Here is a 17,644-nt window from a genome sequence, read left to right on the forward strand (position 1 = left end):
CTCTAACCTATTTATTTTAAAATTGGTTTTGTTTTATTAATTACGTTATCACGTGTCACTGTGCAAGTTTTAATACCTTTTTTACTTGGTATTTCAAACATAACATCAAGTAGTAGTTCTTCAATAATAGAACGAAGTCCACGTGCACCTGTTTTTCTCTTGATAGATTCTTTAGCAATTTCTTCAAGCGCTTCTTCCTCGAAAATTAATTTAACACCATCAAGATCAAATAAATATTCATATTGTTTAACAACTGAATTTTTTGGTTCAGTTAATACTCTAACTAAATCCTTCTCATCAAGTTCTTCTAAATAACAAACTACCGGAATACGTCCGATAAATTCAGGAATCATACCGAACTTAACTAAATCTTCATGTTTTACTTTAGAAATAATATCTTCATCATCTTTTAGTTCATCACTCTTAGAAAAACCTATAACTTTTTCTCCTAGACGGCGTTTGATTATCTCTTCTATACCCGAGAAAGCTCCCCCAATGATAAATAGAATATTTTTCGTATTGATTTTAATCATTTCTTCTCCAGGGTGTTTTCTTCCACCTTGAGGAGGAACACTAGCAACAGTACCTTCTAGAATTTTAAGAAGTGCTTGTTGAACACCTTCTCCTGAAACGTCACGAGTAATTGACACATTTTCACCCTTTTTGGCAATTTTATCAATTTCGTCAATATATATAATTCCTTTTTCAGCTCTTTCAATATCATAATTAGCACTTTGAATTAATCTAAGTAAAATATTTTCAACATCTTCTCCTACATAACCTGCTTCAGTAAGTGTAGTTGCATCTGATATAGCAAAAGGTACATCCAGCATTTTAGCTAAAGTTTGTGCAATCAATGTTTTTCCTGATCCAGTACTTCCTATTAAGGCAATATTACTTTTCTGTAATTCTATATCATGATTCTCTGCAGCTTTTATTCTCTTATAATGATTATAAACAGCAACTGCAACAGATTTTTTTGCCTTATCTTGACTGATTACATATTCATTTAAATGCTCCATTATTTTTTGAGGTTCTAATAATTTAAATGCTGGTTTATTATTTGCATTTCTATATTCAATTTCTTCTTCGATTATATCTGAACATAAATCAACGCACTCATCACAGATAAACACGTCATTCCCAGCTATCATTTTAAAAACTTCGTTAGTATTTTTTCCACAAAAAGAACATCTTACTTCTTCTTTATTTTTTACCATAATTACACCTCACATTATTGAACTTTATCTTATATCTTATTATCTTTTTATTATCTAATCTATTTAAAGCCCAAAAAGATACACATTATTATACCACACAATACATTTTTTTTCTAGCAAAGACTATCATATAATATTTAATATTAAACCTTTTATAGTAAATCGTGGACTATAATAAATTTAATATTTTAAAATTTTTCACCTATTATAATTCAATTCTTAAAATTTTATATGTTATTCAATTTCTTAATTATAATTCTCCCTTTTAGTAATGTCATATTAATGGTATAATAATTCTATATAGAAAACAGGAGGAATACTATGTCATTTTTTTCAAAACTAGGTGAAAATATAATTTTACCTCAAGACGTATTAATTCAATCAAAAGAAACAGCAGCTATTCCAGGTGCAATTAACGCTACAATTGGAATTGCTACATCTAATAAAAAAGCTATGGCTTTACCTTCAATAAATAAAGTAGTAACAGAAATTAATAATTCAGAATACTTACCTTATTCTCCTACACCTGGATTACCAAAAATGCGAGAATTATGGAAAGAAAAAATCTTAGCTGATAACCCTAATATTAATAAAGACTTTTTATCATTACCTATGGTTACAACAGGAATTACCCAAGGAATCGATATAGCAGCAAACCTATTTAGCGAAAGTGGAGATGCTCTATTACTACCAAATCTTTTTTGGCAAAACTATGCTCAGATTTATACAATTAAGTTAGGAAACAAGATTTATAAATACAATCAATTCGACGAAAACAATGAGTTTAGTATAGCAAACTTCAAGGAAACTCTTTATAGTATCAAAGAAGATAAAATTTCGCTAATTTTAAACTTCCCAAATAATCCAACTGGTTATACACCTTCTGATGTTGAATTGAATTCATTAGTTGATGTAATAAGTACGTATGCAAAAGAAAATAAAAATAAACAACTTATTATTGTCTCTGATGATGCATATTTTGGACTATTCTTTGAAAAGAATCACAAAACTCCTACATTAAGTGCTACATATAAATTAGCAGAAAATGAAAACTGTTTAATAGTCAAACTAGATGGTATCACTAAAGAATTTTACAGTTGGGGATTACGTATAGGTTTCATTACATACTACACAAAAAATGATAAATTAAGACAACTTTTATTAGAAAAAACTCAAGGGTTTTTAAGAAGTACTACTTCATCACCTTCTAACTTATCGCAACAAATTGCACTTAGATTGTTAGATAATAAAACAGCTCTTAAAGAAAAAGAAATAAATGATAAAATTATCGAGGAACGTTATAACGAATTAAAACAAGCTATTTCCGTAGAACAATTAGATTCTCTTGTTAGAATTTTACCATTTAATTCTGGTTATTTCTTCACTATAAAATTACCATCGAATATAAATGCACATGAGTTCAGACTTAAATTCCTAAACGAATATAAGTATGGAGTTTACTCAATGGATGATGAACACATAAGAATTGCATTCTCATGCCTAGATAAAGAATTAATTCCAGAACTTATAAATAAATTCAAACACTGCATTAAACAATTTTAATACAAAAAGCGACTTAAAAGTTTGATTAATAATAATCATACTTTTAAGCCGTTTCTTTATAATCTTTGAACATTAAATTTTATTTAATTGATTTTTTCAATAATTCAACCATATGTTTATTGGCATTTAATTCTATATCATTATTTAATTCAATAAAATCATATGTTCCATACTTATTATCTAACGCCGCTTTAATTAAATAATCTGTAACATTTGGATTTTTAGGTAAGATAGGACCATGTAAATACGTACCAATCAAATTATTATATAAAATACCCTCTTTTTTATCTTCGTCGTTATTTCCATATCCTACTACTACATTTCCTAATGTTTCATAATTATGATATGTTCTTCCACCATGATTTTCAAAACCTACGATATTACCAAATTTTTCAGATTCAACAAGTATATTACCAATTAAACGTGGTGCATCTTTTTTTGATTCTGTATAAAAGTCAAGAATATTTAAACCAGGTAATTTATCACCATCAACAGTCTTATAATATTCTCCTAAGAATTGATATCCACCACAGATTGTAAGAGCTGGTATCCCATCTTCAATTGCTGATTTAAATTCATGTTTAATTTTACTAAATTGTTCTGTCGCTATACATTGTTCCCTATCAGAACCACCACCGATGAAAAACATATCACAATCTGTAAGTTTTACACCATCAGTCGAAGTAATATTCTCAATTTCTAAATTAATACCTCTCCATTCACAACGTTTTTTTAGCGCAATAACATTTCCAATATCACCATATAAATTTAATTTATCTGGCATAAAATGATATAATTTCAAATCCATAGAATTATTTCTCCAATTCTTTTTGAGTTTCTACTAAAGCCGTATAATTCGGAATAGCAATTGCATATTTCTCTTTATAACTTTTTATTTTTTCAACTGCTTCTGAAATACTTTCTAAAATAACTACATTAGCATTAATTCCTGTATACTTCAATCTCAACGCTAATTCTTTTGCTCGTTTACCAGAGCAGACAATATTATTTATCTTTTGTCCGTTCAGTATGTCAAAGTCAGTATCCCAAATCCATGATATATCGATACCATCAGCACCATTATCATTTAATACTAATAGATAGTTTATTTCTTCTTTTATCGAATTAGCAATTGCTAAAGAAGCATTCAATCCAGCAGGATTTTTTGCCAGATTTAATAAAACTGTTGAACCACCAGCTAAAGAAATACTCTGCATACGTCCATTAGTCGCAGTATATGATTCTAAACCGTATTTTATCTTTTCATCTTGTAATCCAAGTTCTTTTAAAAGTGAATAAGCTGCAAGTAAATTATATATATTATAATCACCAGCTAGTTTTGTTTCAATCAAAGTATCTTCATTAATAGTCATATTAATAAATGGTTCTACAGTAGCATTAGTTACTTCATATTTAACATCTTGGTGTTTAAAATCACATTTAGAACAGTGGTAAAAACCAAGTTGACTATAGTGAACATGATCATAAATTAATTCCATTCCACAATTAGGACAGAATTTAGATTCTGAAATACCAAAATCAGAAAATTTATAAGCATTTTTTGAAATGCCAAAGTATATATTATCTTCACCATATTTTGAAAGCCTTGTAACGAAAGGATCATCACTGTTTAATATAAGTTGAATATTTTTTCCTTCTAGTTGTTCTCCTATTGTCGCTATCAAAGTATCAATTTCACCGAATCTATCAATCTGATCTCTAAAGAAATTATTGATAACAAACTTAGTAGGAGTAATATATTTCATTACCCTTCTAATTGAACCTTCATCAATCTCTATAATTGCTAACTTTGTATTATTTTTAGCTTGAATAGCAAAAGTTGAAATAATTCCATCCAACATATTCGCTCCTTCAAAGTTGTTTATGAAATTTTCTCCAGCAGTTTTTAAAGTATGTCCAATAAGATTCGATGTAGTTGTTTTTCCATTTGTTCCAGTTACGAATACAATTTCATCAAAATCACTAGCCAGTTTTGTTAGTACCTTATCATTTACTTTTCTTAATACTTTACCCGGTAGATCCGTTCCTTTTTTCCCTGCAATTTTACTAGCAGTTCTAGTTAATTTCGCTAAATTTCTATAAAATCCTAGCATGTTTTCTCCTTTTATAGACTATTTTGTGATGTATCAAATTTATAACCTATTCCCCAAACAGTAACAATCATCTGAGAAACCTTTGGAGAAATTTTATCGAATTTTTTTCTTACACGCTTGATATGAGTATCTACAGTTCTTAGATCAGAATAAAAATCATAATCCCATACAGCGCGTAATATTTCATTACGTTTAAAAGCTTTATCAGGAGATTTAGCTAAAAATAATAATAAATCAAATTCTTTTGGAGTTAGTAATACTTCACTATCCTCAACAATTACTTTATGTGAATTAACATCAATAATTAAACCAGGGAAAACTAACACATCCTTCGTATATAGCTCCGGAGTATAAAATACACTACGTTTTGTACGTTGAAGAATAGCATTGATCCTTAACATAAGCTCTCTCGGGCTAAACGGTTTAATTACATAATCATCTGCACCTAATTCAAAACCTTCAACCCTACTTTGTTCATCTGCTTGGGCAGACATTATTATTACAGGAGTAGCCTTAGTTTTTCTAAGTTCAGATAGAATAGACTTACCATTTAACATCGGTAATTGCACATCTAATAACACACAAGAATAATCCATATATTTTAAACGTTCTAAACCATCATGACCATTACTAGCTTCATCTACAATATATCCTTCTTTTTCTAGATACATTACTAATAATTTTCTAATTCTTTCCTCATCATCTACTATTAATATTCTTTCTGCCACAATACATCACTTCCTAATTTTACTTCTCACCATTCTTAGCTTTATTAATAAGTCTTTTAACCTCGTGAATTGTAAGGGTTCTATATTCACCTTTTTTCAAACCTTCTAATGTTAAGTCTTCAATAGATTCACGTTTAAGTTTCATAACTTCATATCCTAAAGCTTCAAACATTCTTCTAACTTGTCTATTTTTCCCTTCGTGGATAGTTAATCTAACTAAAGTATTACCACTCTTATTTTTATTTTTTACAATATTCACTTCTGCCTTAGCAGTTTTATAATTATCGATTCTCACACCATTACGAAGAATTCTAAGGTGATTATCTTCTAATTTACCATTAATTTTCGCAACGTATGTCTTTCTAATCTTATGTTTAGGGTGCGTTATTAAATTAATAAACTCACCATCATTTGACATTATAAGTGCCCCTGACGTATCGTAGTCTAGTCTTCCAACAGGTACAACACGTTCATTAACATCCTCAAAGAAGTCTTTTACACATGTTCTATCTTTTTCATCTGACATTGATGTAATAACCTTCTCAGGTTTATAAAATAGATAGTATCTCTTATTTTCTTTTAGTAAACGAACACCTTCTACGATAATAATATCACTTGGTTCTGCTTTTACACCTAGTTCTTTTACGACTTCACCATTAACACTTACTTTTCCATCAAGAATTAATTGTTCTGCCTTTCTTCTTGAAGTATATCCTGATGCAGCTATTAATTTTTGCAGTCTTTCTGCCATGTCATCCTCCTAATTTTGTAAAAATTTATTAATCTCTTCATTACTAACAATTTCCGATTTTGGTAATTGTTCTAAACTTTCTAACCCAAAAACATCTAAAAAAATGTCTGTAGTTTCATATAACTTAGGTTTTCCAATAGTATCCAAAGTCTTATTCGATACTATAAGCTCCTTACTAACAAGAGAGTGTAATATAGAATCACTACTTACACCCCTTATCTTATCAATTTGAACTTTTGTAATTGGTTGATTATAAGCGATTATCGCTAGAGTTTCTAGAGAAGCTTTAGATAACTTAACTAGATTTTTAGAAATAACAGCTTTTTTTATTACCTCTGTCATTTCATCTCTTAAGAGCATTTTATAAGTTGATCCAAACTTTTTAATAATCAACGAATTATTGATTTTATTATAATCTTCACAGAATACATTTAACATGTTCTCCGCTTCGTGTTGTTCCACCTCCATAAAGGTAGAAAAATATTCAATATTAAGACCATCTTCTCCTTTCATAAAGAGTAAAGCCTCAATTATTTTCTTTGTTTCATCTAATAGCATATTAATTTTCCTTTAATTTATATTCTAAAATGATTTCACCATCTTTGTCAACACATAATAATTCTTGTTCTTTTATCATAGCTAAGATTCCCATAAACATCAAGACTATCTCATTTTTTTGAGAATATGTTTTTACAAGATCAAAAAAGTGCATCTTAGGCCTATCCCTAAACTTATGAACAAGTCCCTCTTTTACTTGTTCAAAAGAGACTTCTCTACGATAACTAATTAAAGAAACTTCGCTATCTTTTTCATCGAAAGACCTAAGAATATTCTCCATCGCCCTTAACAATTTAGTAGAAGGTATTCGAAGTGAATCGACACTACCTTCTACTTCTATATTAGAACTTTCTTTATCTAAAAATTGAGCTCTCATTCTTTGAAGATTATCTAGTTTTTCACTCAATTCCTTGTAGTTTTTATAATCGAGAAGCTGTTGAACTAGATCCTCTTCATCATCAATATTTTCATCTTCAAACTTAGGAAGTAAATTCTTACTTTTTATATGAAGCAAAGTTGCTGCCATAACAATATATTCTTCTGCATTTTCTAAAGAAAATTCATCGTTATTATTTATATATTCTAGATAGCTCTCTGTTAGACGCGCTATGGGAATATTATAAATATCAATTTCCATCTTTTCTATCAAATGTAAAAGTAAATCAAGTGGTCCTTGAAAAACCTCTAAGTTAACATTATACATTAATTTTATCCTTTATTAATTGTTTTTCTTGGATGATTAGTCATTGTTCTTTTAGATTTATTACTCTCTAAATTTGAGAAATACAATTTTAAGCTATGAATATTTTTCAGCCCAAGTAGTTCTTGAACTTCTTCAGCTGGAACTTTATCTTCAAGTAAATGAATAGCTAAAGAATTTCTAAAATTCATAGTATTTAATTCTTTCGTCAAACCTAAATCCTGTTGACGTTTTTTAAATATTTTCCAGAAACCTTGGCGACTTATACCTTCACCATCATGATTTAAGAATAACTTACTATCGTCCTTAATATCAGGATATTCCTTTTTTAACTCAGCGATATAATTTTCAATCGCTTCAACTGATTCTCTATTCAAAGCAACAGTTCTATATCCTTCTTTTTTTCTATATTTTAAAAATCCAATAGTAGTATTTACATCTTTAAGCTCAAGATTAATACACTCCGTCGGTTTTATACCTATAGAATAAGATAATTCAAATATAGCTTTATCTCTGTAACCAATAAGATTACGAGTTTTAACGTCTAGGATTTTAGAAATCTCTTGTCTTGTAAAAATTACCAAATCTTGATGTTCTTCTTTATCAATATGTACATCAATATTTATCCTATTAGGAATAATTTTTTCCATCCATAAATATTCTACAAAAATATGAACAGTAGAAATCGTTCTTGATAATGTTGCTGACGAATACTCTTTTTCTCTTAAGTAATCAATATATCTAGAAATGAATTCTTCATTAAGCCATGAATAATCATCTGTTGAATATCCTCTTTCAGCTAAATATAAAAAGATTTTTTTCAAATCCCTATCGTATGAATTAATAGTGTTTGTTGAAAACTCTTTTCTATTTATTAGATATTCATTAAAATTGTTTAATACTGTTTCACTCATATAAATACCCCCTTAGTATTAAAACTACCCTATTTTTTATTTCTATATTGATTATAACATCTATAAAACTTTATGTAAATGCATTTATAACAATTTTTCATGAAATATAAAAAAATTCCAAGACAATTTAAAAAGCTAATTAAAACTTTCTAAAATTACCTTGAAATTTTATTATTTTATACTAATTTTTTTCTTCCGAATTTATTGTAAATAACAATTATAAAAACTAAATTCACAGAAATTATACCAATAGGAACAATAATTGCTTTATGTAGATAATATTTCGACATAGCAGCTCCTAAGATTACACCAAACAAAAATACGCTAATTACAGTAGAATAAATAATTAACGGAGTTTTACTCTCTTGTTTTTTCAAAACAACAAGCTTATATAAATGTTCACTCATAGAACGCAAGTTACCAGTACAAAATACACTAGCAAATACTAAATTATTAACTTTTCTAAATCCATCATATTGAATCGCACAAATAAAAGAAATAACGATAGGTCTTACATCGATTCCAAAAAATTGATGTTTTATAGAAATTATTATTAAAGCCGTCATTTGTATCAATAACAGCATAAATATATGCTTGAAAATAGATAATTCTTTATATCTGTTTTCAATAAATTTACTAACTAATACCCCTACAACAAAAGAAAATATAGGAATTAAATAATGTAGGACTTCCCCAAAATTACCTTCAATAATATCAATACCTACAAAAATTAGATTCCCCGTTTGAGCATTAGCAAAAATACCTCCACAGTTAACAAATGTATATGCATCAAAAAAACCACCCATAACTGTTAATAATAAACAGAACATCAATTGTTCATGTACTGGAAGATTTTTATTGATTAATGTCTCTCGTAAATTCATAAACTCTAAAATCGCTCCTCATAAAAAATTAATCAAATATAGTTTCCCAATTTTCAATGTTATTATAACAATCGAAACACATTTCTAATTGTTTTTTTGTCGTTCTTGTTGTTGACAATTCCGGTAATTCATCAAGAGAATAAAATTCTGCCCCCAATGTTTCAGTATTTTCAACAAAACTATGACTCACATATTCACATAAAATAAACACCTTAACCATTCCAAATGGGAAATTGACATGATGATGTCTATTATAATCAAGTACTGCAATAATCTTCACAGGATTAACAACCGCTCCTGCTTCCTCACTAGCTTCTTTTATCGCATTTTCCTTAATACTCATATTAACATCTTGATAGCCACCTGGAAGAGCCCATTTACCATCAAACTGTTCTTTAACTAATAAAATTTTATTATCTTTAATAACAGCCGCTCTCGTTTCTACTTTCGGTGTTTGATAACCCAATTCTCCAGCAAAATCTAGCTTCACTTTTTCTAATGGAATATCATATTTAAATGATAACATCTCGCAAGCAATTTCTCTAATTCTTTCTGATCGCTCTCTATCAAATTTATCTTTACTATAAGCTAAACTACATTGAGAAAGAAATTGAAGCTCTTGTGCCCATTTTTTCCAAACATCATTTTTAAATACCCTTACTACATCTTCAATGTTTCTTATAAAAATAGCATTTTTTACATCTAGAAAATCATACTCTTTTTTCATTAAGAAAACATTAACCAATGTAGAACTAAGATTATTTTTATCATCAGTTAAAAATAAAACATTAGATTCAAAAACGTTTGGATTTTCAATAAATTCAAAAGGTATCTCGTTATCAAAAAACACTTGTTTTATATCAGTTGAAATATTATTTTTTAAATTCGTATCGATATATAATTTTTGATACATAAACTACCTCCACAATTTTATTTATTTTATTATATCATATTTTTTGTAAATTTCTAGAAAAATAATGAAAATTCCAATTAGTTTTCATAGTTTTCTAGAACTAATATATTAATCATACTTATACTCTAATTATTACACACAAATGTTATAAATACAATTTATTAATAAAAATGTTGCTAGATTTTGATAATAGTTGTATAATAGTTAGTGTAAGTAAAAAATTAAGGAGTGATAACGATGAAATATATTATTTCACTAATTTGGTCATTTATATTCGCATTTATTGTAATATTTATCGTATCATCTATTTTAGGAAGCAATGGTGAAGTTAATACACTTCGTGACTGCGCTATTCTTTCTGTAATGTTTACAGTATTTGTTGCATTATTAGACGCTGTAGGTTTAGATAAAAAACGTTAAACAAGATTACTAATCTAATAAAAATTTTTCACAAAAGAAAGTAGGTATTGAGGTAAATCCTCTTTCCTACTTTTTCTTTAAATATGAGGAGATGATAATATAATGAATAATGTATTAGCTACTATGTGCTATATTGACACTGGCGATAGTTTCTTGATGTTGAAAAGAACAAAGAAAGAAAACGATATTCACGAAGGATTAACAATTAGTGTTGGTGGTAAGTTTGAACCTGGGGAAAGTCCTGAAGATTGCGTAATTAGAGAGGTAAAAGAAGAAACAAACTTAGATATTATTAACCCTAAATTAAGAGGTATCATTACCTTCCCTAATTTCGATGGTGAACGTGACTGGTATACTTATGTATTTACAGCACCTAACTATAGAGGAACACTGACAGAAGATTGTAATGAAGGTGATTTAGTATGGGTGAAAAAGTCAGAAATCCAAAATATAAAAACATGGGAAGGTGACTATATCTTCCTAGATTGGTTGGTTAAAGATAAACCATTCTTCTCAGCTAAATTCAATTACAAAAATAATAAATTTATAGATTACGAAGTTACATTTTATGAATAATTCAATAGGAGCAAAATTATGAATATAGAAATTAATAAACAATTTAAACAAAAATATATCGTATCAGATAACAACACCGCTAAATTCATGGGAAGCGGTGATCTAGAAGTATTAGCTACTCCAAGTCTTGTGGCATTTATGGAAAATGCTGCTAAAACATACCTGAACGATTTCTTATCAAATGAATTTGGAAGTGTTGGAAGCAATATAAATATTAACCATCTTGCTCCTACTTTAGTTGGAAAAGAAATTACAATTCAAGGAGAAATTACTGAGATAATTAAAGAAAAAGTTATTATTTTTTCTTTAGAAGCCTTTGAAGAAAATAAAAAAATTGCTGACGCTTCTCATACAAGGGTAATTATTAATAATAAAATATTTATCGATAAATTAACTAACTAGAATACTAAATAATTTTCAAGTAAAAAAGAAAGGCTGTAAATCTACAACCTTTCTTTTATTATACAATTTTATTTACTAAAATTCGTTAGAAAACATTAATTCTAAGAAATATTCTTTTAGTACTTTAATATATGTACCCTTCATACCTAGTGATTTAGATTCAATAATACCAGCACTCTCTAATTTTCTAAGAGCATTTACGATTACAGATCTTGTAATTCCTACTCTATCCGCAATCTTACTAGCAATTAATAATCCTTCTGTTCCATCTAACTCTCTAAAGATATGTTCAATAGCTTCTTTCTCAGAGAATGATAATGAATTTAGAGCCATATTAACCATATCTTTGTCTCTTGCTAAGTTTTTCTCTTTATCTTGTTTTTCATGTAAGATTTCGATTCCTACTACCGTAGATGCATACTCTGCTAAAACTAAATCATCATCTTTGAAATCATTATCCATTCTACCAATTACAAGTGTACCTAAACGTTCTCCTCCGCCTCGAATTGGTAAAATTACAGTATAACTGTTCCCTTGAAAGCGTTCTTCTTCTTCTTCGGGGAAAATTGATAATGGTTCTTGGAAAGGAATATTAACCTTAGTGGCATAAACTTTTAATGTTGCATCCAAATACGCTTTAGGAACTTTTCTTTCTTGGATAATTTTTTCCATACGTTCATTTGAATAATCAACGATTGAATCATAACCAAGAATATTCCCTTCAGTATCTAGAATATAAACTACTGAATCTAAAATCGGGCTAAGACGCATAGCCATAGCTTCAAAGTCTACGTTATCATGACGTCCTTCTTGTAAAATTGTACTAATTTTTCTTGTTTTTTGTAATAAACTTGCCATTAATTTTCTCCTTACAAAATACTTCCCTGATTATTATAACATTTATTTTGATAAATTGTAAGACTTTTTAAAAATTAATTTAATCAATTTTGAAATTTTCTAACAATTCTAGCGATCTTTTAGCATATCTTTCATATTTTTCCTTTTTATCTTTGATTCTTTCAGGAAGTGGTTTGATAATACCAAAATTCGCGTTCATAGGTTGGAAGTTTTTACTTGTGCTATCAACGATATAGTTAGCCATTGCCCCTATCATTGTTTCAGTTGGAAATACTACTTCTCTATCTTCAGTATTATAAAGCGCATTTAACGCTGCAACAATACCTGATGCTGCACTTTCAACATATCCTTCTACCCCTGTCATTTGACCAGCGAAATAAATATTCTTTTCTTCTTTTAATCTATATGTTTTTTCTAATAATTGTGGTGAATTTAAGTATGTGTTTCTATGCATAACACCATATCGTACTATATTAGCATTTTCAAGCCCAGGAATCATATTAATAATTCTCTTTTGTTCACCCCATTTAAGGTGAGTTTGGAATCCAACAATATTGTATAGAGTTCCTTCACTATTATCTTGACGCAATTGAACAACAGCATATGGACGTTTATCAGTTTTTGGATCTTCTAATCCTACTGGTTTCATCGGTCCAAATAATAATGTTTTCTCTCCACGTTTTGCCATTTCTTCAAAAGGCATACACCCTTCAAAGTAAATTTCTTTTTCAAATTCTTTTAACGGAGCAGCTTCAGCTGTTATTAATTCATTATAGAAATTAGTAAATTCTTCTTTTGTCATCGGACAGTTTAAGTATGCTGCCTCACCTTTATCATATCTTGATTTAAGATAAACTTTTTCCATATCGATAGAATCTTTTTCAATAATTGGTGCTGCTGCATCATAGAAATATAATCCATCTTGTTTAGTATAGTTTCTAATATCTTGACTTAATGCATCTGATGTAAGTGGTCCTGTTGCTACTATTACAGGTACATCTCCTTTAGGAATTTGTGGTAGTTCTTCACCGATAACATTAATATTTGGATGATTTTTAATAGTTTCAGTAATCATTTCTGAGAATTTATCTCTATCTACCGCAAGTGCTCCACCAGCTGGTACTTGTGTTTCATCTGCACATTTAATAATGATTGAATCTAACATTCTCATCTCTTCTTTTAATAATCCAACAGCATTAGTTATATTGTTAGCTCGTAGTGAGTTAGAACAAACTAACTCTCCAAAATTTTGAGTTTTATGAGCTGGTGTCATTTTTTTTGGTCTCATTTCGTATAAATCTACTTTAACTCCACGTTTTGCTAGTTGCCATGCAGCCTCACTACCAGCTAACCCCGCTCCAATTACTATTACTTTTTTTTCCATTAATTATCTCACTTTCTATTTTATAGTAAATCTGAAAAATCTTCTTTTTCTTCTTTTTTAACTTCTTGTTCTCTCATATCTTGAGTAATAACTCTACCATTTTTATCAAATAAATATGTTTGAACACTATCTAATGTCTCAGCTATTAAATCTGAGTAGTCATCACGTGCTTCATAAGCTTTAATTTTTTCTAATCTTGGTTTTGTTTTTGGTGCTTTTGGCGTGAAAATTGTGCAGCAATCTTCAAAAGGAAGATTAGAAATTTCTAATGTTTCAATTTCTTGAGCAATTTTAATTATATCTATCTTATCCATTGTCAATAGTGGTCTTAATATAGGTAAGTTAGTAACCTCATTAATACAGTTCATCGACTCTAAAGTTTGCGATGCTACCTGTCCAAGAGATTCTCCTGTTGCAATAGCTAAACATCCTTCTTTTTTTGCTACTTCTTCTGCGATACGTAACATGAATCTTCTTGTTGAAGTCATAGTATAATTCGATGGAACTCGTTTAACAATCTCTGTTTGTAACTTAGTAAAGTTAACAACGTGTAATTTAATTTTCCCTACTACTTGACTTAATTTAATAGTTAAATCAAAAATCTTTTGTAATGCTTCTGCAGAAGTGAAAGGTGGTGATTGGAAATGGATCATTTCAACTTCTACACCTTTAACTTGAAGTGTATGTGCAGCTACGGGTGAGTCAATACCACCAGAAAGTAGTAATAAAGCTTTCGAAGAAGTATTAACCGGGAAGCCTCCCACTCCTTTTATAAAGTCTGTAAAAATAAATATCCCTTCACTACGAACTTCTACATTTATAACAAAATCCGGTTGTTTTACATTTACTTTTAAATTTTTGTAATTTATTAACACATGACTTCCAAACACATTATTTAATTCATTTGTGTTATGTGGGAAGTTCTTATTTGGTCTTTTGGTTTGAATTTTAAATTTGTATTCTTTATCTAACTTAGTTTCAAGCAGCTTATCAATAACCTTCTTAGCTTCTTCAACATCTAATCCCGCTCTTAATACAGGTGAAAAATTATGAATACCTGGTACTCTTTTTAATTTTTCCATGATTTCATGAACATCTTCATTATGATCTAAATGTATATACATTCTATCTCTTTTTGTTTGAACATGAAAACCTGTTAATCCTTGTAAATTATATCTAATATTTTTTGTAAGTTTTTTTAGAAATTCATTTCTATTTCCAGATTTTAGAGTAAGTTCTCCATATCTTACTATAATATGACTAAATTCCACTTTCAATTACCTCTTTAAATTTTTTATTGTACTCATCTATTAATACTTCAATAAACGTTTCAACTTCTTTTCTTGTAGTTTCATATGAAAAACTAACTCGGATACTACCTTCTATATTTTCTTTAGATAATCCCCTTGCATACAACGCCTCATTAAGATGGAATGTTTTTGAAGAACAAGCACTTGTAGTAGAAACCATGATACCTCTATCATTCAAGGCATTAACAATTACCTCACCCTTAATTTTAGGTAAGCTAATGTTAACAATAGAATCCACAAAATTTTCACTCAATGGTGAATTAATTACTATATGCTTATATTTAGAGAATTCATCAACGATAAGTTTTTTATATTCTTTATGTTTAACCTTTATCGCTTCAACTTTTTCTTGTGATAATCTTAACGATTTTGCTAAACTTACCGCAGCTGCAACATTCACTGTTCCACTACGTAATCCATCCTCATGTCCACCACCAAAAGTAATATTATGAACTGTTCGTCTAGATTTTAAATACAACACCCCAATACCTTTTAAACCATGAAATTTATGAGCAGAAATAGAATAGCTATCAACTTTTGAAAGGTCAATACTGTTTTTTAAGACTCCTTGAACACCATCAACATGAAAATGAACCTTTGGATACTCTTTTAGTATCTCTGAAATTTCATTGATAGGTTGAATTGCCCCGAATACATTATTAACATGCATCACACTTAATAATATAGTTTCTTTAGTTAATAATGTTTTTAAATGATTTAAATCTATAATACCATTCTCATCAACATTAACATAGTCTAAAATAAAACCACGTCTTTCTAATTCTCTAAATGTTTCTAACACTGAAGGATGTTCAATCTTAGAAACTATAATTCTATTTCCAAAATCTTTCTTGTGTTCAACACTTCCTAATAATGCAATATTATTACTCTCGGTAGCACATGAAGTAAAAAAGATATTTTCTTCCCCTACACCAAGAATAGTTGCCACTTGAGCTCTTGCAGCTGAAAGAAGTTTATTAGTTGTTTTTCCAAATTTGTTGATACTAGCTGGATTTCCATAGTAAGACGTATTAACTTCTACAAAAGCGTCTAGAGCTTCTTTATACGGTTTAGTCGTAGCACAATTATCTAAATATATCATACTATCTACCTTTCTTTCTCAATAATTAAATATGTTTTTCAAAAAATAAACATATTTTGAACCACTATAAAGTATATAATAAAATCAATTATTTATCAATTAAACAGGCTATATTTAATATATCTATATTCGTAAATTCATTGTAAAGTTTTAAAAGTATAAGAGGAGTCTCTCAGAAATATGAAATTTTCATACTAGTGAGAAACTCCTTTAATTATTTATAATTACTCTTTATATTCATTTGCTACAACGTCTTTAAGAATTTGATCCCATTTTGGTAAATTTCTATCAATTCTTATAGCACGATCACTATCTGTTCCTAGAATATTGTGAGAACTTGAAGCGATAATCACTACTTCTCCATCCACAAAAAATTCATAAGAAAAAATAGTTTTAATTCCGCTATGTTTTTCAATCCATGCTTTAATAAAAATATCTTGACTATTATATCTTATATTAGATCTTATCGAATACTTAACATCAATATCAGCATAATATAAATTATAGTTGATTAAAGAATCGATATCTATACCTAAGCTGTTTAAATAATACTTCTTAGCAAGGTTCATCCATTCATAAACATATTTATTATCTAAAAAACCAGCTTGATTGAAAAATTTCTTTTCTAATTTAAATTTAATCGTTTTTTCGTACACTTTATTTCTCCTTTGCAATCAATTCTGAAATTTTTTCCATTAAAATAGCAGTAATCTCATCGTGACTCTTACCTTCTTCTTTTAAAGAAGTTGCATCTATCTCATCGCCAATCACAATTTTAATACTAGAAAAAATTCTAAAATTTTTATTTGGGATAATAGCAAATGGAATAATTTTTGTTTTTGCTCTCGTAGCAATAAATGACGCTCCGTTATGAGATTGACCAAGGTCTAAATCTTTTGAATGAGAACGAGTACCCTCAGGGAAAATCCCGACAACTTCTCCTTCTTTAAGTAATTTAATACTATTATTTATCGCAGTTCTATCAAATGTACCTCTTTTTATAGGAATTGCTCCTGTCGCTTCTAAAGCTTGTTTAACAAAAAATATTTTAAACAATTCTTCTTTAGCTATGAAGCGGATATTTTTCTCGAAAAAAGCTGGGAATAATAATGGATCATGATTACTCAAGTGATTCCCTGAGATTACTACACCTTTAGCATTTTCTATTTTTTCTTTATTAACAATCGTAACTTTATAAAATATTTTATAAAATAAACTTAATAATTTTCTTACAAAATTATACATGC

At 28.6% G+C, this 17,644-nt stretch carries 20 protein-coding genes; 4 read left to right on the forward strand and 16 right to left on the reverse strand.

Annotated elements, in window-relative coordinates; all coding sequences use genetic code 11:
* Positions 1-11: 11 nt before the first annotated feature.
* The gene (gene clpX / locus RYK99_RS00275) at positions 12-1,220 is read right to left on the reverse strand and encodes an ATP-dependent Clp protease ATP-binding subunit ClpX (RefSeq protein WP_314989068.1); all 1,209 of its coding nucleotides are present in this window, start codon (positions 1,218-1,220) and stop codon (positions 12-14) included.
* A gap of 321 nt (positions 1,221-1,541) precedes the next feature.
* On the opposite strand from clpX, the gene RYK99_RS00280 reads away from it, so the two are divergent.
* Positions 1,542-2,783 (forward strand): aminotransferase class I/II-fold pyridoxal phosphate-dependent enzyme, encoded by a 1,242-nt coding sequence (locus tag RYK99_RS00280; protein ID WP_314989070.1) that lies wholly within the window; start codon positions 1,542-1,544, stop codon positions 2,781-2,783.
* Between the two features lie 79 nt (positions 2,784-2,862).
* Here the strand turns inward: RYK99_RS00280 and RYK99_RS00285 are convergent, their stop codons facing one another.
* The 9 genes from RYK99_RS00285 to RYK99_RS00325 all read right to left on the reverse strand — a co-directional run bounded on the left by RYK99_RS00285 (position 2,863) and on the right by RYK99_RS00325 (position 10,345).
* Positions 2,863-3,591, reverse strand: a complete 729-nt coding sequence (locus RYK99_RS00285; protein WP_204642257.1) for a type 1 glutamine amidotransferase — start codon at positions 3,589-3,591, stop codon at positions 2,863-2,865.
* A 4-nt stretch (positions 3,592-3,595) separates the two neighbouring features.
* Positions 3,596-4,897: a MurT ligase domain-containing protein gene (locus tag RYK99_RS00290; protein ID WP_314989073.1), complete on the reverse strand. Its 1,302-nt coding sequence runs from the start codon at positions 4,895-4,897 to the stop codon at positions 3,596-3,598.
* A gap of 11 nt (positions 4,898-4,908) precedes the next feature.
* Entirely contained in the window at positions 4,909-5,625 is a 717-nt protein-coding gene (locus RYK99_RS00295) for a response regulator transcription factor (RefSeq protein WP_314989075.1), read from the reverse strand.
* A 19-nt stretch (positions 5,626-5,644) separates the two neighbouring features.
* On the reverse strand, positions 5,645-6,376 hold the full coding sequence (locus tag RYK99_RS00300) for a pseudouridine synthase (protein WP_003145977.1): 732 nt from the start codon (positions 6,374-6,376) through the stop codon (positions 5,645-5,647).
* Between the two features lie 9 nt (positions 6,377-6,385).
* Positions 6,386-6,934, reverse strand: coding sequence for an SMC-Scp complex subunit ScpB (gene scpB, locus RYK99_RS00305; RefSeq protein ID WP_271987304.1), 549 nt, complete (start codon positions 6,932-6,934; stop codon positions 6,386-6,388).
* A gap of 1 nt (position 6,935) precedes the next feature.
* Positions 6,936-7,571 carry a segregation/condensation protein A gene (locus tag RYK99_RS00310; RefSeq protein ID WP_314989077.1) on the reverse strand — a complete coding sequence of 212 codons (636 nt, stop codon included), beginning with the start codon at positions 7,569-7,571 and terminating at the stop codon, positions 6,936-6,938.
* Positions 7,572-7,642: 71 nt separating this feature from the next.
* The gene (locus RYK99_RS00315; RefSeq protein ID WP_314989079.1) at positions 7,643-8,548 is read right to left on the reverse strand and encodes a tyrosine-type recombinase/integrase; all 906 of its coding nucleotides are present in this window, start codon (positions 8,546-8,548) and stop codon (positions 7,643-7,645) included.
* Between the two features lie 176 nt (positions 8,549-8,724).
* Positions 8,725-9,432: a YoaK family protein gene (locus RYK99_RS00320; RefSeq protein ID WP_314989081.1), complete on the reverse strand. Its 708-nt coding sequence runs from the start codon at positions 9,430-9,432 to the stop codon at positions 8,725-8,727.
* Between the two features lie 28 nt (positions 9,433-9,460).
* The gene (locus RYK99_RS00325) at positions 9,461-10,345 is read right to left on the reverse strand and encodes an NUDIX hydrolase (RefSeq protein WP_314989083.1); all 885 of its coding nucleotides are present in this window, start codon (positions 10,343-10,345) and stop codon (positions 9,461-9,463) included.
* A gap of 237 nt (positions 10,346-10,582) precedes the next feature.
* On the opposite strand from RYK99_RS00325, the gene RYK99_RS00330 reads away from it, so the two are divergent.
* The 3 genes from RYK99_RS00330 (at position 10,583) to RYK99_RS00340 (ending at position 11,743) form a co-directional block, all read left to right on the forward strand.
* The gene (locus RYK99_RS00330) at positions 10,583-10,765 is read left to right on the forward strand and encodes a DUF2929 family protein (RefSeq protein WP_003145970.1); all 183 of its coding nucleotides are present in this window, start codon (positions 10,583-10,585) and stop codon (positions 10,763-10,765) included.
* 102 nt (positions 10,766-10,867) lie between these two features.
* Entirely contained in the window at positions 10,868-11,341 is a 474-nt protein-coding gene (locus RYK99_RS00335) for an 8-oxo-dGTP diphosphatase (protein WP_314989086.1), read from the forward strand.
* Between the two features lie 18 nt (positions 11,342-11,359).
* Positions 11,360-11,743, forward strand: a complete 384-nt coding sequence (locus RYK99_RS00340; protein WP_314989088.1) for a thioesterase family protein — start codon at positions 11,360-11,362, stop codon at positions 11,741-11,743.
* 75 nt (positions 11,744-11,818) lie between these two features.
* Here the strand turns inward: RYK99_RS00340 and codY are convergent, their stop codons facing one another.
* From codY to RYK99_RS00370, 6 genes are all read right to left on the reverse strand, one after another.
* Positions 11,819-12,601, reverse strand: coding sequence for a GTP-sensing pleiotropic transcriptional regulator CodY (gene codY / locus RYK99_RS00345; protein ID WP_314989090.1), 783 nt, complete (start codon positions 12,599-12,601; stop codon positions 11,819-11,821).
* A 79-nt stretch (positions 12,602-12,680) separates the two neighbouring features.
* Positions 12,681-13,985 carry an FADH(2)-oxidizing methylenetetrahydrofolate--tRNA-(uracil(54)-C(5))-methyltransferase TrmFO gene (gene trmFO / locus RYK99_RS00350; RefSeq protein WP_314989092.1) on the reverse strand — a complete coding sequence of 435 codons (1,305 nt, stop codon included), beginning with the start codon at positions 13,983-13,985 and terminating at the stop codon, positions 12,681-12,683.
* 20 nt (positions 13,986-14,005) lie between these two features.
* Complete coding sequence (gene thiI, locus RYK99_RS00355; RefSeq protein WP_314989095.1) at positions 14,006-15,256, reverse strand: tRNA uracil 4-sulfurtransferase ThiI; 1,251 nt, start codon at positions 15,254-15,256, stop codon at positions 14,006-14,008.
* Positions 15,246-16,397, reverse strand: coding sequence for a cysteine desulfurase family protein (locus RYK99_RS00360; RefSeq protein ID WP_314989097.1), 1,152 nt, complete (start codon positions 16,395-16,397; stop codon positions 15,246-15,248). Before RYK99_RS00360 ends, thiI begins: the two co-directional genes overlap by 11 nt.
* 224 nt (positions 16,398-16,621) lie before the next feature.
* Positions 16,622-17,053, reverse strand: a complete 432-nt coding sequence (locus RYK99_RS00365) for a hypothetical protein (RefSeq protein WP_314989099.1) — start codon at positions 17,051-17,053, stop codon at positions 16,622-16,624.
* A gap of 1 nt (position 17,054) precedes the next feature.
* Positions 17,055-17,642, reverse strand: coding sequence for a lysophospholipid acyltransferase family protein (locus RYK99_RS00370; protein ID WP_314989101.1), 588 nt, complete (start codon positions 17,640-17,642; stop codon positions 17,055-17,057).
* Between the last annotated feature and the right edge of the window lie 2 nt (positions 17,643-17,644).

Origin of the sequence: uncultured Gemella sp., assembly GCF_963537375.1 — a bacterium.
Lineage (GTDB): Bacteria > Bacillota > Bacilli > Staphylococcales > Gemellaceae > Gemella.